We start from the raw sequence: 16,712 nt of genomic DNA, 5'->3' as shown, positions 1-16,712 counted from the left end.
GGATCTCCTTCTTTTGTACTTACTCAGCTTGGAGCAACTGTTCCAGGTACGTTCGTTCCCATACATCTCCATAGCCGTCTAATTGTTGCAATGCTATTGTACCATAGGTAGCCAAACTTTTAGAAAAAGCTTGATCCACCTCTGCACTAGGATACTCAGTTTTGAGGAAACAAATAGCCCAATGCACACGACCAACTTCTTGTCCATGTTGCTCTACTACACCATGAGATTGGGCAGATTCCAAATAGGATACAGCTGTCTGCGTATCTCCTTTAATTCGGGCTAACAAACCAAGGTATGCCTCAATAGTCGGTCTCCGTCGACTTATGGTATATTGCAAGCATAATTCATAGGACTTTTGAAAATAGGTACCCGCTAATTCATATTGCTGCAATGCAAAAGCTGTCATACCCGCATTGGTGGCAAATACAATCCATGAACTATATAGTTCCGTTTGATCACAATAGTCCAGTACTTTTTGATACATCTCTAATGCCGTCTCTAGACGAGACTGACTTTTTTCAATATCTCCTAAGTAGTTGTAAGCAGCTGCGATATTGATAGCATATCTACGAGCCACAGTTTGGGTTACCGAGAATAAGCGTATAGATTCCTCTAGGAGAGGAATGGCCTGTTCTGGCTGACCTTCCATAATGAAAGCCAACGCTTTCAGTCTTAATATAACCCCAATCTCCTTTTTGAAATGGTACTGCTCTGCCAACGCAAGAGCCTTTGTGGTATATTGATGTATCTCTAGAATATGACGCATTTGCAAGTGATAATAAATCATCTCTTTATAAGCTTTCAACTTATAATTCGATGCTTCTTGTTCCGTACTTTCCTCTAATAATTCTTGAAAGTATCCTAAACCTCGCTCCTTATCACCGATACTCATGTAATATTTGCCTGCTCCGTATAGGTAAGGCAATTCTAAGGCCCGCACCTCTGGCACATCTCCATACAATGTGTACACATGAGCTAACTCATCTTCTATTTCCTGCAAGGCTTTACCCGTTACTTCTCCCATAAAATACCCTGCATAGACAGAAGATAATTCCCCTACGCCAAGTTCTGGAGAGGCATCTTTATTAAAGTTTAAATAATGCATAAAAGATTTTAATTTATACATTAAAGCTTTTTGGTATTGTCCTGCTTCACGGAAATGAAATTCTAGTTGCTTATAGCGAATCATATCTTCCTTGGAGTGTGTTAACCGTTTTTCCCAGGCTTCTCCCAAATAGGCATGCAAAATTTGACGGCGATCGATAGCCATTTGATCTCGTAAATACTCTTTGCACTTGAATTGCTTTAAACTATATTGCACTTCACCATGTTGTGTACGGTAATCAATGAATCCTTTTCTTTCCAACTCTTCTAAAGTTTGCAACAGACGTAGTTTGTCCAAGCCCATATATTGTTCAATCATCCCTAATGGTGCTTCATTATAGAATAAACTGATAAACTCCGCCAATTTACGCTCTTCTTCAGATAAAGTATCGCATTTCTTACTGTAGAGCAGTTCCATATCTTTAGTCAAACCATAAATAGAACCATATTCTTTCCATAGTTGCATACTTTCTATCAGCACTAACAGATTGCCTCGACTGACTTCCACTAATTGATCCACTATATCTGTGTCCTGTAACGTAGGTTCTCGGTCTAAGATAAAAGCTCGCATCCGTTCATCTGGTAAAGGCAACAAGGAAATACTTTGCAATGCTTTCTGCTGTTCTAAACTTTGCAAGGTTCGTTGATGCATGCCTTTTACTTCCTCTACGTCAGTGACAATGATCATAAGACGTTCAGACCTATGATGTAACAGCAATAAACTCAACAAAGAAAAACTTAAGGAGTCCATCCATTGCACATCCTCAAAAATCAATGTAAAAGGAATTTCTTCCGACACCTGTTCTAGCAGATTTGATACTGCTTGGTACACTACATCAAAAGGCAATGCTTCCGTTACTTCTAAAAAGCCCAAGTCTCGAGCCATACGTCGATCTAACTGTGGAAAGATTTCATAAATACGCCGTAATTCGATGTTTTCCAGACCTTGTAATTCGATTTCTTCAAGTATCTTTCCCACAATAGGAATCCACGCATGCAATAGCAAGCCTTGTTCCTCTTCATAACATTGGCTATCTAACACACATCGGTAGGGCTCTACTTTATCTCGTATATATTCTACGAGGCTCGTTTTACCGCTTCCCGTATCTCCTGTGATACGCAAAGCTAAGGGAGTATCTTCAAAGAAGTGCAAATATTTCTGCACCTCTCCTGCTTCTGCATCACGGCCCTTCAACATCGTATGTTCTACAAAGGACACTGCCTCTTGCTTTTGTACTTTTGATAAATGCATGGCTTCTCGAAGAGAGTTAGGTACACTTTCATCTAAATCATCTGCGTAAATACATTGTAGTTGATGGTATAACTGTTTCCCCATGGTCGTGAAACCTTGGCTCATAATCAGTTCCAAAATCGCACTAAACCGCTCTTCGTTATAGGGGTCATAGGACAATAGGACAGGAATATATCGCTCAATACAGGCGATATTTTTTTCCTCAATCCCTGCATCTACTAAATCATAGACCGCCTCCATGTACATAGATTTAAGACGACTTCGTTCCCCTAAATACCAATCTTCATAAGCCACTGCATCTTTTACATAAAATCCTTGTAAAAATTCCCCTTTATAAATATCTATATATTGTTTAGGGTTCCTTTGAAATTGATGTACATCCACATAGATATGTGCCGTAGGATTCCATTGTAATACAGCGTTCCTCGGTGATACAAATACATCTGCCCCCAATAGCTTTTTTGCCTCATAAATGGCATTTCTTAAGTTTTTTCTGGCATTGACCTCCGATTTTTCCGGCCACAATAAACCGCTAATTTCATCCCGGAGGGCTACTCCTTTTACCACCATATAATAAATGAGCGCTTGTACTTTTCCATAGGTAAAAAAGATATCTTTCCCATCTACTTGTATCCGTGGTGTCCCTAATAAATGAATTTCTATCCCCATATGATTTCCTTCATTCCATTATGATGGGTCTTATACCTTAGCAAGACCTAACAATCGTTGTTCCTCTGCATCTAACACAGCTTCTATCTCTTCCATGCTATCTGCCAATTGTTTCACAAACTCTGCATCTTGTATAGATCCTAAATTGATTTTCACATTTAAAAAGGCACTCTTTACAGCAGCTCTTGCATTAATTGTAGCAATCATCCCATCCGTAATGGCATTGGTATTTCCTTTTACAATGACTGTTTCCGTCAAGGGTAATAAAGTATATGCTAATTTACCAATTTCATAAGGCACTAAGGCTGCTTGTTTCGTGGTACGTTGTATTTCAGCTTTACGAAATACTTTTTCTTCATCTGTTTCTTTTGGTAATTTGAAAGCTCCCATTAACTCCATAAAAGCAGCACTATCTTTATTAATATAGTGAACAAAGTCTTCTTTGACTTGGCTTACTTCTTTTTGAATAGCCTTCATCTCCTCATGGACCGCTTCGTATTTTGCATTCCCAATTGTTAAATTCGCTACCATTTCAATTAAAGCGGCCGCCATAGCGCCATTCATCGCCGCCACACTGCCACCTCCTGGGGCTGGTGCACTAGAACCAAGGTCACGAATAAACTCTAATACAGATGCGTTATGTAATTCCATCATTCCTCCTAAAACAATCCTTTAATAGTCCCTTCTGCTGTTACATCCATACCAAGAGCGGCTGGTTGTTTCGGTAACCCTGGCATGACCATAATATTGCTTGTTTGACACACAATAAATCCAGCCCCATTGGCAATTCGTACATCTTGCACAGTAATCGTAAAGTCTGTAGGGGCTCCTAGTAACTCCGGATTATCACTTAAGGAATATTGTGTTTTTGCCACACATACCGGTAAGTCTGCCAATCCCCATTCTTCCAATTGAGCAATTTGCTTTTTCGCTGCACTGGTAAATTCTACACCATTGCCACCATAAATTTCTCTTACAATAGCCGTTAACTTATTAGGAATACTATCTTTCACATCGTATAAAGCAGTTGGCTTGATATCTGTTCCTTCAAGCATACCCATCACTTGTTTTGCCATATCAATACCGCCGGCTCCACCTTTTTCCCAGCATTCATTAAGGCTTACATCTACACCGTAATGATCACATAATTGCAATAATGCATCGATTTCAGCTGGTGTATCCGCAGCAAATTTATTAATACTCACTAATACTGGTAACCCAAAGGCTCTCATATTGGCGATTTGTTTCCCTAAATTCACAAAGCCTCGTTCTAGTGCTTTTACATTTTCTTTGGTCAACTCTGATTTTGGCACTCCTCCATGCATTTTTAAGGCACGGATAGTGGCTACGATGACCACTGCATCAGGGAAGATATCTCCATAATGACACTTAATATGTAAGAATTTCTCTGCTCCTAAATCCGCCCCAAATCCCGCTTCTGTAATGACTACATCACCTAATTTTAATCCTAGCTTGGTAGCAATGATAGAGTTACATCCATGAGCAATATTCGCAAATGGACCACCATGGATCAGTACTGGTGTATGTTCTAACGTTTGTACTAAATTAGGTTTGATAGCATCTTTCATAAGTAGTGCCATCGCTCCTTCACAACCTAATTGATGAACAAATACAGGATCTCCAGATAGGTTTGTACCAATTACAATACGACCAAATCGTGCTTTTAAATCTTCTAAATCACGAGCCAAGCATAAAATAGCCATAATTTCAGAGGCCACCGTAATCATGAAATGATCTTCTCGTGGTACACCACTCATAGGGCCACCCATGCCAATGACCACATTACGTAAAGCACGATCATTCATATCTAATACGCGTTTCCAACTAATACGACGCACATCGATTTGTAGTGCATTACCTTGGAAAATATGATTATCAATCATTGCTGATAACAAGTTATTAGCCGCCGTTATGGCATGCATATCCCCTGTAAAATGAAGATTAATATCTTCCATTGGCACTACCTGCGCATAACCACCGCCAGCAGCACCACCTTTGACACCGAATACTGGTCCTAAGGATGGTTCGCGCAATACAGCAATACTATTCACACCAATTTGTTGTAAAGCTTGCGTCAATCCAATAGTAGTGGTAGACTTGCCTTCTCCTGCTGGTGTAGGTGTGATGGCTGTAACTAGTACCAGCTTACCATTCGGCGTATCCTGTAAGCGTTCCATCGCATCAAAGGACACTTTTGCTTTATATTTTCCATATAATTCTAATTCATCTTCTGCTAAATTGCATCGTTTTGCAATTTCCACAATAGGTTCCATTTGTGCCTGTTGGGCAATTTCAATATCACTTAACATGAGTCTCCCTCCTTATACATCGCTATGCACTTGCATGACCATAACGCAGGTTACAGCAATTCTTTACTGTTCAAGAATTCCAACACTTTTCACTAGTACTATAGTAAAGAAATAGTCTATTACGAACATCATACAACGATTTACCATATTTCGTCTATCAATAATTACACTTAAAGCACTTTCCTTTTCTATAACAAGTTATAAAAAAACACCATATATCCAGAACTGGTATATATGGTGTTTATTTACATTCTATTATGCATGCGCATCTGCCATAGCTTCCAAATGTTTTTGTTCTAGAGCCGATACTTCTTCATCTGTTAGTGGATGATCTATATATCGTTTTAAATCTTCTGCAGATACTTCTTGTTCCCATCGCCCCACAATAGCTGCAGCGATGCAATTACCTAACAAGTTACATACGGTACGACCCATATCTAACACACGGTCTATCCCCAAAATTAAAGCTAAGCCTTCCACTGGCAGTCCAAAGGCTGCACTTGTAGCTGCCACCACAATTAAGGAGCCGCCTGGTACCCCTGCAATTCCTTTAGTGGACAACATCAACGTAATCATCATTAAAATTTGTTGATCAATCGGAAATGGAACACCATAGACTTGTGCAATAAAGACAACCGCCAATGCAGAGTACAACGTAGAGCCATCTAAATTAAATGTATATCCCAAGGGAAGTACGAAGCTTACAATATGATTGGGAATCCCCATCTTTTTCAATTTCTCCATAGCAATTGGTAATGCTGCCTCTGATGCGGCTGTGGTAAACGCTAAGATAGTAGGCTCTTTCAATGCGATGAATAATTTAAATAAGTTCACTTTTGTTAAAGCCGATGCGATACCCAATACGATGGCAAGGAACACAATTAGCCCCGCATATAAAGTAAATACTAATTTTAATAATGGAATCAGCATTTCAATCCCAAAGGCACCAACTGTATACGCAATAGCACCAAAAATACCGATAGGAGAAATATACATGACATAATGGGTTACTCTAAACATGATGTGGGCTATACTTTTTGATAAGTCTACAATTTGTTTTCCCTCTTTACCCAAACTTGCTGCTGCAATAGCAAACATACAGCTAAAGAAGATAATTTGTAACATATCTCCACGAGCCATGGCGTCAATAATATTTGTTGGAATAATATTCACTAACATTTGCACATGGTCCATTTGACCTTTAGAGGCTGCTTTGTTAACGATATCCGTAGCGCCACCACTAGCTGTCAAATTCACACCCACTCCGGGTTCTACTACATTCACAGCAAACAATGCAATAAATAACGCCAACGTAGTAGCTAATTCAAACCATAGAATCGCTTTTCCGCCAAGACGACCTAATTTTTTAAAATCCCCTGTCCCGGCGATACCCATTACTAGGGAGCTAAAAATTAAAGGGACTACAATCATTTTAATCATGCGAATAAATACATCACCTAAAGGTTTTAATTGTTTCGCAAAATCTGGTGCCACTGCACCTACTAGCACACCAGCCAAAAGACCAATGCCTATCCACCCGGACAGTCCAATTTTCTTTAACATAGTATAGAATCTCCTTTTTACATACCAATACTTGCTTAGGTTATATAAAAAGAGGCGATGGTGTACAAGTACAGAATGTCTCTTTCAGAACCTATTCTAAAATTCTATAGAAAGCATTATAACAAATCCTTTACAGAGATACAATAGTACAATTAATGTATACAAAAAATATAAAAATCTTTTTTCAAAAAATTTTTAATAAAAAGTTTTATATTTTGACATTCTTTTGACGCTTCTAGTTTATACTACACATAAAGAGTAGCAACACTATGATACTCTCTTTCTTGTGAAGTGATGTACGTATATTATAAACTCCTCAACTCCTTTATAGGGCCTAATAATATATGTATGCGACATAACCAGCTACCTCTACCATGCTACCTCTACGGTATGTCGCACATAAATACACATCCTTCATTCACATCTTTAGGTCTTCTCCTCTACTCTTCCCTACAGATGGCCTAAAGAACTCTATCAACGAATACCATGAGCATCTATTAGATGTACATGGTATTTTTTCTTTTTTGCTGCACTTATACTATTATATAATCTAAGTATTTCGACAACATTAATACTCTCATCACCGTATAGTGAAATACAAAAAAAAGACTGCTTACATAGTAAATGTAAACAGTCTTTTTTGTATTGCAACGATCTCAGTGTAATTAATTATGCTTGTTGTTCACCTACGTGTTCAAAGCTTGCTTGTTCTAAAGCTTCCACTTCTTCATCAGTCAAAGGATGTTCCATTAATTCTGACAAACGCTCCGCAGATACTTCGTTTTCCCAACGCCCTACAACAGCAGCTGCTAAACAGTTACCAGATAAGTTACATACAGTACGCGCCATATCTAATATACGGTCTACACCAAGGATTAATGCTAAGCCTTCTACTGGCAATCCAAAGGCCGCTGCTGTACCAGCAATAACAATCAATGATGCTCCTGGCACTGCTGCAATCCCTTTCGTGGACAACATCAACGTTAATACCATTAATAATTGCTGCTCTAATGGAAATGGCACACCATACACTTGAGAAATAAATACTACCGCTAAGGATGAGTACAACGTGGAGCCATCCAAGTTAAATGTATATCCCAAAGGTAGTACGAAACTTACGATTTGGTTAGGAATACCAACCTTTTTCAATTTTTCCATGGCAATTGGCAATGCTGCTTCAGACGCCGCTGTAGAGAAAGCCAACACGATTGGCTCTTTCAATACTTTACCTAGTTTAAATAAGTTTACTTTTGTAAAGAAAGAAGCGATAGCAATGATAAGGATTAAGAATAACGCCAAACCACCGTACAAGGTGAATACTAACTTCATCAATGGCACTAGCATACCCAAGCCAAAGTTACCTACTGTATATGCAATGGCACCAAAGATACCGATAGGAGACACATACATTACATAGTGCGTCACTTTGAACATAATATGAGCCAAGTCTTTGGAAAGTTCAACAATTTGTTTCCCTTCTTTACCAATACTTGCTGCTGCAATAGCAAACATACAGCTAAAGAAGATAATTTGTAACATATCACCACGAGCCATAGCGTCTACAATGTTCGTTGGAATGATATTTACCAACATTTGTACGTGGTCCATCTCGCCTTTTGCTGCTGCTTTATTAGCAATGTCTACGGCATTACCTGTAGCTGTTAAGTTCACTCCTACGCCCGGTTCAAATACATTAACTACGAATAACCCTACAAATAATGCCAGTGTAGTAGCAACTTCAAACCATAGAATAGCTTTGCCCCCTAAACGGCCTAATTTTTTAAAGTCCCCCGTACCAGCGATGCCCATGACAAGGGAACTGAAAATCAATGGTACTACGATCATTTTAATCATACGAATAAATACATCGCCTAATGGTTTTAATTGTTTTGCAAAATCTGGTGCTACTGAACCTACTAATACCCCTGCTAGTAAGCCAATGACAATCCAGCCAGATAAGCCAAGTCTTTTTAATACTGCCATAGAATCTCCTTTTTCATAAATACTACCCTTTAAAGTCCATACAAAAAGAGGCACAGGGTACATGTACGATGTGTCTCTTTGTAGACCTTACTTATAAAATTCTATAGAATTATTATAGCAGATTTTTTCTAATTCTACAAGATGAACCCCCATAAAACAGGGTATTTATTCATATTTTTGTTTCTTTATTCTTTTTATCGAGTAAACGGTAACACTTTTACTAATGTTCCTCTCTCTAATCGATCGCTATTCCCTGGAATTTTAATTAAACCATTAGCTACCGATAAAGATTTTAAACCTCCCGATGTCATCCCTAAGTTAGGGTATGCCCAGCAGGACCCTGCTTCGTATCTAATATGCCCTTGATAATAACGGTCAAGAGGATGTTTTCTATCTGCCACTTCACCTAGGTAACATTCTATCCACCTAGTCATTACTGTCTGTCCAGATAACCGCTCTAACACAGGCAGCACCAATAAGTAAAACTGATTCATCGCGGCCGTAGGATTACCAGATAAGCCCATGCACCATATACTATGGTCCTCAATCGTAATAATACCACCGAAGGATGCAGCACCTGGGCGCATATGTAACCGTCGATATAATGTATTAGCCCCTAATCGCTCGTACAATTCAGGCATAGTATCATAGTCACCTACAGATACACCTCCGGTGCTGATAATCATATCTACCGGTCCCAATGTATCTAGCATATGTTGTACGGTAGCAATATTTTCGTCTACTGTACCTGGCGCATCCGATAGATGGGCTACTCCCACTACATCAACACCTAAAGCATGTAAGGTGCCTTCTAGTAAATACCGATTAGAGTTATAAATATGCCCCACTCGTAGTGGCTCTGATGGATCTTGTACTTCACGCCCTGTGGTGAGCACAATAACTCTTGGATTACGATACACTGAGACTTCACTATATCCTTGCCCCGCTAAAGTTCCAACTTGTTCCGCTTCCAATACAGTACCAGCAGGCAATAATTCTTGACCGATTTGTATATCTTCCCCTTCGAGGATAATATGTTGCCCCCGTTCTATGCGACTAGGTACAGTCACCTCCATATCATTACTCCAAGTAAGAGCTTCTTTTACCACCACCGTATCTGCAGTATCTGGTATCATGGCACCCGTCATAATGTGAATCCCTTCACCAGGCGCTAATTGACTTTGAAAGACTTCACCTGCGCCAATAGTCTCTAGTATACGATATGTCCTTGTATCTTCTGCATATCGAATGGCAATACCATCCATAGCCGAACGCCTAAAAGGAGGATAATTCATCTTAGCTAAAGCCGTCGTTCCTAGCACTCTACCATAGGAGTGTCCAATGGATACAGATTCTCTCTCTATTTTATATCTATTTTGGGTAAAAGGAGTTTCTAGCAACTGTAAGCCTTCTTCTACTGTTACTACTTGCATTATAACAACTCCTTCAATATCCAATCTGCTAATCGATCCATATCTTCATCGCTGAAACTAAATTGCTCGCAGATAGTATTCCCATCTAATGTATCATCTATATCTGTAACTACTGCCACAATATCTTCTAATTGCTGTAACCGTGTATCATTATGATTGGCACGGACCACTTCAATAATAGGTGCCACCCCATGACTTCTACTTTCTAGGAGCACCAAATCTACTGGCATTTCATTGGCCAAACGAATGAGTTGCTGTTGTCGTTGCATACTTTCACCATGTACTACCATGGCATATCCATTGGGTCCAGCTATCGCCACCGCTTTAGCCCCTGCTTGACTAGCCTTCCATGTATCGGTACCTTCCTGATCCATGCTAAATCCATGACCGTCGCTTTTCACCATTCCCACCACGATACCTCGTTGTGAAAGGCGATTGATGAGAGACGTAGCCACCGTCGTTTTACCCGACTTAGATTGGCTCGCACTAATGGTCACAATAGGAACAGAGCGTTCACGATTGGCAGATTTAGCTTTTGCCAACTTATAGGATAATCTAGTATTCACATTGCTATATAGCTCTGCTTCTTCAATCATATCCATTTCCATATAAGGAATCTTATCTAATACTCCGTGCATAGACACATCTTCACCTTCTAGGGATTCTTGAATCGTATCTAGCACAGATCGTTTATAAATGGCCGCCAATGGCTCGTATTCCTGTAATCCTACATAGGGAACCATAGCTAATAATTCGCCTTGTAAAAATGCATCTATATGCACTTCCCAAGACGGCAACCAATGAAAGGAAAACCATGGCATATCTGCAGACACTACGATATAGGCTTCTCGAGTACCTACTGAAAGGGCTGATTGCAGTCCACTAAGAGGGCCTTTCATAGCAATTGTATCTGGCACTAATTGAATATGTCGACCAAAAGAACGAGCCTCTTCAATAATATGTGCCTCTGATTCTTCTAATTCTCGATTAATGGAGACCAAAATTTCTCCACATTCTGTGAGGACCGCCTTGCGGAGCATTTCTCCTAATAAAGTGGTACTGCCCCATGGCAATTTCGTTTTATCTGTCCCCATACGGGTGCTAAGTCCACCCGCTAACACAATAATTCCTAATTCAGAAATCATAGATATCTCCTGTCTAGATCTTTTCTTATTTATGGCTTGGTGTCACACGACCTAGTCCACGCATCACTGGCACATACAACAATGCCAATACTACAAGATTAATCACCATATCTGGCAACATATATGTTGCATTATACGTTAAGGAGTAAATCCAAGGACTTATCCCTTCTGGCGCATAAGATCCAAACACAACCACACCACTAATGGCAGACATGGCAAAGCGTGTTAAAATTGCATAAATTGCCCCAAAGAAGGCTTTCACAGTACTAGAACCACCAAAGAATCCTGCCATACCGATGGCACCATACGCCAAAATATAATCCAAAATAATGCTCATGTAATGAATGGAGAATTTAAATCCCACTAAAAAATGGACAATCCCATAGGCAACTCCCGTTAGCATGCCAGCACGACCACCCCAACGATAAGCATAAATTAAAAGGGGTACCAAATTAGCTGCTTTCACTGCACCACCTTGCGGCATTTGGTAAATCACATACATGCTCAGAATTTGTGCCATAGCGATGACTAGACCGCCTTCTACTAGCATTTTTGTTTTTCTTGAACTTGTATAACTCATATCTATCTCCTTTTTACACTATGATACATTGAAATATATTATCAAATCCTCATTATATTTCTTTTTATTGTATCACTTTTAATCTATTTTTATCTATATATTTTTTCACAAAATACAGGATTCCTTTAGTACAAATTAGCATATCAAAAATGACTAAGTATATCCTTCCTATTGTTGCCAAGATAAGAGGTCTTATGTATAATAAATAAGGATTATGTCGTAATCCTAATTCTGTCTATTTAGGGGGCAATAAATAATGATCAATACTACAAACATTTTCGATTATGAAGACGTGCAATTGATACCGAATAAGTGTATCGTATCCAGCCGTAGCGAATGTGACACAACTGTGAAACTGGGAAATCATACATTCCGCTTACCAGTTGTGCCAGCTAATATGCAAACCATCATCGATGAAAAATTAGCAAAACAATTAGCGGCTGAAAACTATTTCTACATCATGCACCGCTTCCAACCAGAAAAACGTTTGGACTTTGTAAAAGACATGCATGAGGCAGGTTTATTTGCATCTATTTCCATCGGTGTAAAACCAGAGGAATTTGAATTCGTTAAGGAATTAAAAGAAGCAAATCTATGCCCAGAATATATTACTATCGATATCGCTCACGGTCATTCCAACAGCGTTATCGACATGATTCAACACATTAAACGTGAGCTTCCTGAAAGCTTTGTTATCGCTGGTAACGTAGGTACTCCAGAGGCCGTTCGTGAACTAGAAAATGCTGGTGCTGATGCTACTAAAGTAGGCATCGGACCTGGTAAAGTATGTATCACAAAACTAAAAACTGGTTTTGGTACTGGTGGTTGGCAATTATCTGCTGTTCGTTGGTGTGCAAAAGCAGCCACAAAACCTATCATCGCAGACGGCGGTATCCGTGATCACGGTGACATTGCCAAATCTATTCGTTTCGGAGCTTCCTTTGTTATGATTGGCTCTTTATTCGCTGGTCATATCGAATCCCCAGGTAAAGAAGTGACTATTGACGGCGTAGCTTATAAAGAATACTTCGGTAGTGCTTCTGAACACCAAAAAGGGGAACGGAAAAACGTAGAAGGCAAAAAAATCACAATCCAATCCAAAGGCAGTATCTTTGATACATTGACTGAAATGGAACAAGATTTGCAATCTTCTATCTCCTACGCTGGTGGTACTACACTACAAGCCATCAAAAAAGTTGATTATGTCATTGTTAAAAACTCTATCTTTAACGGCGATCGTTAATCACATATACACGAGGACTCTTCTCTAGGAGGGTCCTCTTTGTATTGGAATACTTTTGAACCATACATCTTATTTTATATACGAACAGAATATCCCTTACGAGATGTACCTTCCCCAATGCAAAAAGAGCTATTATCGACCCTATTTAGTCGTAATAGCTCTTTTTTCACATCCTCAGATGCACTATTTAAATTTAGGTCGTCTTCCTTCAGCGAAAGCACGCACACCTTCACGGAAGTCTTCTGTTTCTCCTAAGGAATTTTGGATTTTTACTTCTAACTCCGCATATTCCTCAAAATTTGTAAAGAAACTAGCCCACATCATTTGTTTCATCGCTCGGAAAGATTGAACTGGCCCTTTCGCCAAGCGTTGCACTAAACGATTCGTTGTGCGTTCCAAAATCTCTGGTTCACACACTTTATAGACAAAGCCATATTCCTTACCTTTTTCAGCTGTTACCGCTTCCCCTGTCATAGCCAGTTGCATAGCCCTGTTGATACCTACAGCACGGCTCAACAAGTACATACCACCTGCATCAGGTGCTAGTCCCACATTGACAAAAGCTTGAATGAAACGACTATTCGTTGAAGCTACGCACATATCTGCTGCCAACACCATATTAAAAGCCGCCCCTGCCACAGCACCATCAGTACACATGACTACAGGTTTTGGCAAATGTTTCATAGCCAAAGATATTTCCATCACCAAGTGGGTAATCTCAAACAAAGACTCCGTATCGTCTTCTTCTACAGCGCGCTTCATTTCTGTTAGGTCTCCACCTACAGAAAAAACCTTACCTTCAGCCTTGAATACTAATACACGGGCCTCATCCGTTTCTTTAACTACACGAATAGCATCTAAAATTTCTTGGCACATAGGCACATTAAAGCCATTTTGTACTTCTGGACGATTAAATGTTATAGTCGCCACATTACCTTCGATGCTAAATATAATATTTTGATACGTCATACTTCACCTATTTTAATGTTTTCGTAGGATCTGCATCTACATCTTCTGGTTCTTCTTGTAATGTAAATGGTTTACCTACCCCATCATTACGCAAGCGATCTGCTTTAATTTTTGCCCAGTCGATAGGTTCTCCTTTTTCTAAGGCTTGACCTGTCACAGCATCTACTTTTACACTATATTCTTTTTCATCTTTATCTTGTGTGCGCACCATATAATGCACTTCATTATTTTCCGCTTTAATTTCCCATCCTCTAGTGAAAGAACCTTCTCCTACCAAAGCACGAGCTGCTACTTCCGCTTCTTTTGGGGAAATTACTTTCAATGGATTAAAGACTTTAGACGCTACATCTTTTGCTTTGCTAGAACGGAATTCACGCACTACTTTACCAGTAATTACGTCTACATCAATGGTAATTTTTTGTTTCGGTGTATATCCTACCACCACATACTGATAATTACCTTTTGATGGATCCAGTGTAATAGAGCTAACGGCTGCTTTTACATAACGGCCCACAAAGATACCTGCTACTTCACGCATGGACAATACCATGGATTGACCAGGTTGGCGCACCACCACTGTTTTATCATTTAAGTTAGAATATTCATTGATTTCAGCATGTGCTTGTGGCGCTACTGCAAAGGTTGTGGCAAATGCCATAGCTCCTACTAAGGCTAATGTACTTTTTTTCATTGGACTCTCCTATATATACAATTCTATGAACAAAACTTACATGACTATACTCCACGAAGTTTGCATTCTCAATCTTGAGATATCTCTTTCATTATACCGTATCTATGCAATTTCTTCAATATAGTACATAGTTACTCAAAGTAAAAACGCTCCTACCTAAGTAAGAACGTTTTTATATACATTATAGATATTTACTGATTACTGCTTGGAATGCTTCTGGTTGTTGATCTTTCCATGTGTCAAAATCTTGTCCTGCTACTTCCAGTGCTTTCACAAGGTCAATGAAGAATTGAGGAATATCTTCCACTGTGACTACACCCACTTCATCAGACATACGTGGGCCTTCTAATTCACCATTACCGTTGATGAACACTTTGAAAGCTGGTTGCGGTTTACTATCCACTAGTTTAGTAAAACCATGAAGCCCTAAGGAGCCTACTTGATGTGTACCACAAGAAGATAAACATCCAGATACATGTAATTGTGGTAAACGATCGGTAGATAATCCTTGCGCTTCTAAGGTCTTCTTAATTACTTTTACCAATCCAGAAGAATCTTGGAACCCGAGTTGACAAATCGTAGCACCTACGCAAGATACAGTGTGCTCGAAGTTATTTTTCGCATGAGTATCAGCGATAATAGCCGCTACTGCATCCGCTTCTTCTCCTGTTAAGTTTACGATGTACACAGATTCATCACCACAAATACGGATTTCTGTTTCTTCTAAACCGCCTACGTAATCAAATAATTTTACGAATACGTCGATTGGCGGTGTACCTACTAATGGTTTGTATTGGATGTAGTACAAGCCTTCTTGCTTTTGTGGCTCTGCCAACGGTGTAGCCGGTGTTGTGGTACCTACTTTTTTCACTTCATAAGGCGCCACAAACAATGTCAAATCATGGGCTGCTTTAGATTTTTCTAAATATTCATGATACGCTTTACGGAACTCTTCTTCCCCTAAGCGTTGTGCAATGAAACGAGAACGTGCTTTACCACGATTGTTAAAGTCACCCAATTCATGATACAAATGCAACATGCCATCGATATGTTGTAATGTTTCTTTTGGATCTACATTTTCTGCTACTAACACGCCGAATGCAGAACCACCACCCATGCCACCACCAGCATAGACATCAAAGGTACCATTTTCTTTTGCCAAAAATCCTAAATCTTTATAATTTGCATGGCCCTCATTGTCTACCACAGAGAAACCAATTTTATATTTACGTGGTAATGCTAAGGTACCAATTAAAGATACAGCATACTCACTAGCTGCTTGCAAGTAAGGAGTCACTGCAAATGGCTCATCAGGATGTACCCCATGTAATGGGCTTGCCGTTACATTACGCAAGTTATCTCCACCAGTACCACGATTATAGATGTCATGTTCAAAACAGTCTTTATACAACTCTAAGATTTGTTCACCTTGTAATTGATGGAATTGAATACATTGACCTGTTGTGAAATGTACATATTTTAAATCGTATTTCTTTACAGAATTTACCAAGAATTTCATTTGGTAAGGAAGAATACGAGATCCCAAGAAACGCAAACGCAACATTGCACTTTCATGTCCGCGTTCTGCATAACTACCAAATCCTCCACCAATGCCTTTGAAATCCTTTGGGGCGATTTCCTTCTTAAAGAAACCTTCAATCCCTGCTTGGAACTTTTCAAACTCTCCCGCAAATCGTTGTCGTACTTCTTCTGAAATAGCCATTATACTTTCTCCTCTCCTGAGCAC

The 16,712-nt window shown here is 39.4% G+C and carries 12 protein-coding genes; 1 reads left to right on the top strand and 11 read right to left on the bottom strand.

Features of this window, described 5'->3' with window-relative positions; translation table 11 throughout:
- Window positions 1–19 precede the first annotated feature (19 nt).
- The 8 genes from EO112_RS05835 to thiT all read right to left on the bottom strand — a co-directional run bounded on the left by EO112_RS05835 (window position 20) and on the right by thiT (window position 12,062).
- Window positions 20–3,028, bottom strand: coding sequence for an AAA family ATPase (locus EO112_RS05835; RefSeq protein ID WP_127163396.1), 3,009 nt, complete (start codon window positions 3,026–3,028; stop codon window positions 20–22).
- Window positions 3,029–3,058: 30 nt separating this feature from the next.
- On the bottom strand, window positions 3,059–3,679 hold the full coding sequence (locus EO112_RS05830; RefSeq protein WP_127062425.1) for a cyclodeaminase/cyclohydrolase family protein: 621 nt from the start codon (window positions 3,677–3,679) through the stop codon (window positions 3,059–3,061).
- 8 nt (window positions 3,680–3,687) lie between these two features.
- Window positions 3,688–5,358: a formate--tetrahydrofolate ligase gene (locus tag EO112_RS05825; protein ID WP_127163394.1), complete on the bottom strand. Its 1,671-nt coding sequence runs from the start codon at window positions 5,356–5,358 to the stop codon at window positions 3,688–3,690.
- Between the two features lie 255 nt (window positions 5,359–5,613).
- Window positions 5,614–6,921, bottom strand: coding sequence for a dicarboxylate/amino acid:cation symporter (locus EO112_RS05820; protein ID WP_009353362.1), 1,308 nt, complete (start codon window positions 6,919–6,921; stop codon window positions 5,614–5,616).
- A gap of 669 nt (window positions 6,922–7,590) precedes the next feature.
- Window positions 7,591–8,904: a dicarboxylate/amino acid:cation symporter gene (locus tag EO112_RS05815; protein ID WP_062401663.1), complete on the bottom strand. Its 1,314-nt coding sequence runs from the start codon at window positions 8,902–8,904 to the stop codon at window positions 7,591–7,593.
- A 194-nt stretch (window positions 8,905–9,098) separates the two neighbouring features.
- Entirely contained in the window at window positions 9,099–10,337 is a 1,239-nt protein-coding gene (locus EO112_RS05810; RefSeq protein ID WP_127163392.1) for a molybdopterin molybdotransferase MoeA, read from the bottom strand.
- Complete coding sequence (locus tag EO112_RS05805; protein WP_127163390.1) at window positions 10,337–11,482, bottom strand: molybdopterin-guanine dinucleotide biosynthesis protein MobB; 1,146 nt, start codon at window positions 11,480–11,482, stop codon at window positions 10,337–10,339. The genes EO112_RS05810 and EO112_RS05805 overlap by 1 nt, the downstream gene beginning before the upstream one ends.
- 25 nt (window positions 11,483–11,507) lie before the next feature.
- On the bottom strand, window positions 11,508–12,062 hold the full coding sequence (gene thiT / locus EO112_RS05800; RefSeq protein WP_009353306.1) for an energy-coupled thiamine transporter ThiT: 555 nt from the start codon (window positions 12,060–12,062) through the stop codon (window positions 11,508–11,510).
- A gap of 256 nt (window positions 12,063–12,318) precedes the next feature.
- On the opposite strand from thiT, the gene guaC reads away from it, so the two are divergent.
- A complete protein-coding gene (guaC, locus tag EO112_RS05795; RefSeq protein WP_062401653.1) occupies window positions 12,319–13,305 on the top strand; it encodes a GMP reductase in 987 nt (328 codons plus the stop codon).
- A 183-nt stretch (window positions 13,306–13,488) separates the two neighbouring features.
- Here guaC and EO112_RS05790 read toward each other — a convergent pair whose 3' ends face one another.
- The 3 genes from EO112_RS05790 to EO112_RS05780 form a co-directional block, all read right to left on the bottom strand.
- Complete coding sequence (locus tag EO112_RS05790) at window positions 13,489–14,274, bottom strand: enoyl-CoA hydratase (protein ID WP_009353363.1); 786 nt, start codon at window positions 14,272–14,274, stop codon at window positions 13,489–13,491.
- 7 nt (window positions 14,275–14,281) lie between these two features.
- On the bottom strand, window positions 14,282–14,965 hold the full coding sequence (locus EO112_RS05785; RefSeq protein WP_009353293.1) for a PepSY domain-containing protein: 684 nt from the start codon (window positions 14,963–14,965) through the stop codon (window positions 14,282–14,284).
- Between the two features lie 181 nt (window positions 14,966–15,146).
- Entirely contained in the window at window positions 15,147–16,688 is a 1,542-nt protein-coding gene (locus tag EO112_RS05780) for a nitrite/sulfite reductase (protein ID WP_127163388.1), read from the bottom strand.
- Window positions 16,689–16,712 lie beyond the last annotated feature (24 nt).

Source organism: Veillonella sp. VA141, assembly GCF_003992175.1.
In the GTDB taxonomy this organism is placed as follows: domain Bacteria; phylum Bacillota; class Negativicutes; order Veillonellales; family Veillonellaceae; genus F0422.
Note: the sequence above shows the minus strand (reverse complement) of the source record. Positions and strands in the feature narration are given on the sequence as shown.

Bases quoted from the DNA above. Each gene is read 5' to 3' on its own strand.
- EO112_RS05835 (WP_127163396.1), bottom strand. From the start codon at position 3,028: ATGGGGATAGAAATTCATTTATTAGGGACACCACGGATACAAGTAGAT.
- EO112_RS05830 (WP_127062425.1), bottom strand. From the start codon at position 3,679: ATGGAATTACATAACGCATCTGTATTAGAGTTTATTCGTGACCTTGGT.
- EO112_RS05825 (WP_127163394.1), bottom strand. From the start codon at position 5,358: ATGTTAAGTGATATTGAAATTGCCCAACAGGCACAAATGGAACCTATT.
- EO112_RS05820 (WP_009353362.1), bottom strand. From the start codon at position 6,921: ATGTTAAAGAAAATTGGACTGTCCGGGTGGATAGGCATTGGTCTTTTG.
- EO112_RS05815 (WP_062401663.1), bottom strand. From the start codon at position 8,904: ATGGCAGTATTAAAAAGACTTGGCTTATCTGGCTGGATTGTCATTGGC.
- EO112_RS05810 (WP_127163392.1), bottom strand. From the start codon at position 10,337: ATGCAAGTAGTAACAGTAGAAGAAGGCTTACAGTTGCTAGAAACTCCT.
- EO112_RS05805 (WP_127163390.1), bottom strand. From the start codon at position 11,482: ATGATTTCTGAATTAGGAATTATTGTGTTAGCGGGTGGACTTAGCACC.
- thiT (WP_009353306.1), bottom strand. From the start codon at position 12,062: ATGAGTTATACAAGTTCAAGAAAAACAAAAATGCTAGTAGAAGGCGGT.
- guaC (WP_062401653.1), top strand. From the start codon at position 12,319: ATGATCAATACTACAAACATTTTCGATTATGAAGACGTGCAATTGATA.
- EO112_RS05790 (WP_009353363.1), bottom strand. From the start codon at position 14,274: ATGACGTATCAAAATATTATATTTAGCATCGAAGGTAATGTGGCGACT.
- EO112_RS05785 (WP_009353293.1), bottom strand. From the start codon at position 14,965: ATGAAAAAAAGTACATTAGCCTTAGTAGGAGCTATGGCATTTGCCACA.
- EO112_RS05780 (WP_127163388.1), bottom strand. From the start codon at position 16,688: ATGGCTATTTCAGAAGAAGTACGACAACGATTTGCGGGAGAGTTTGAA.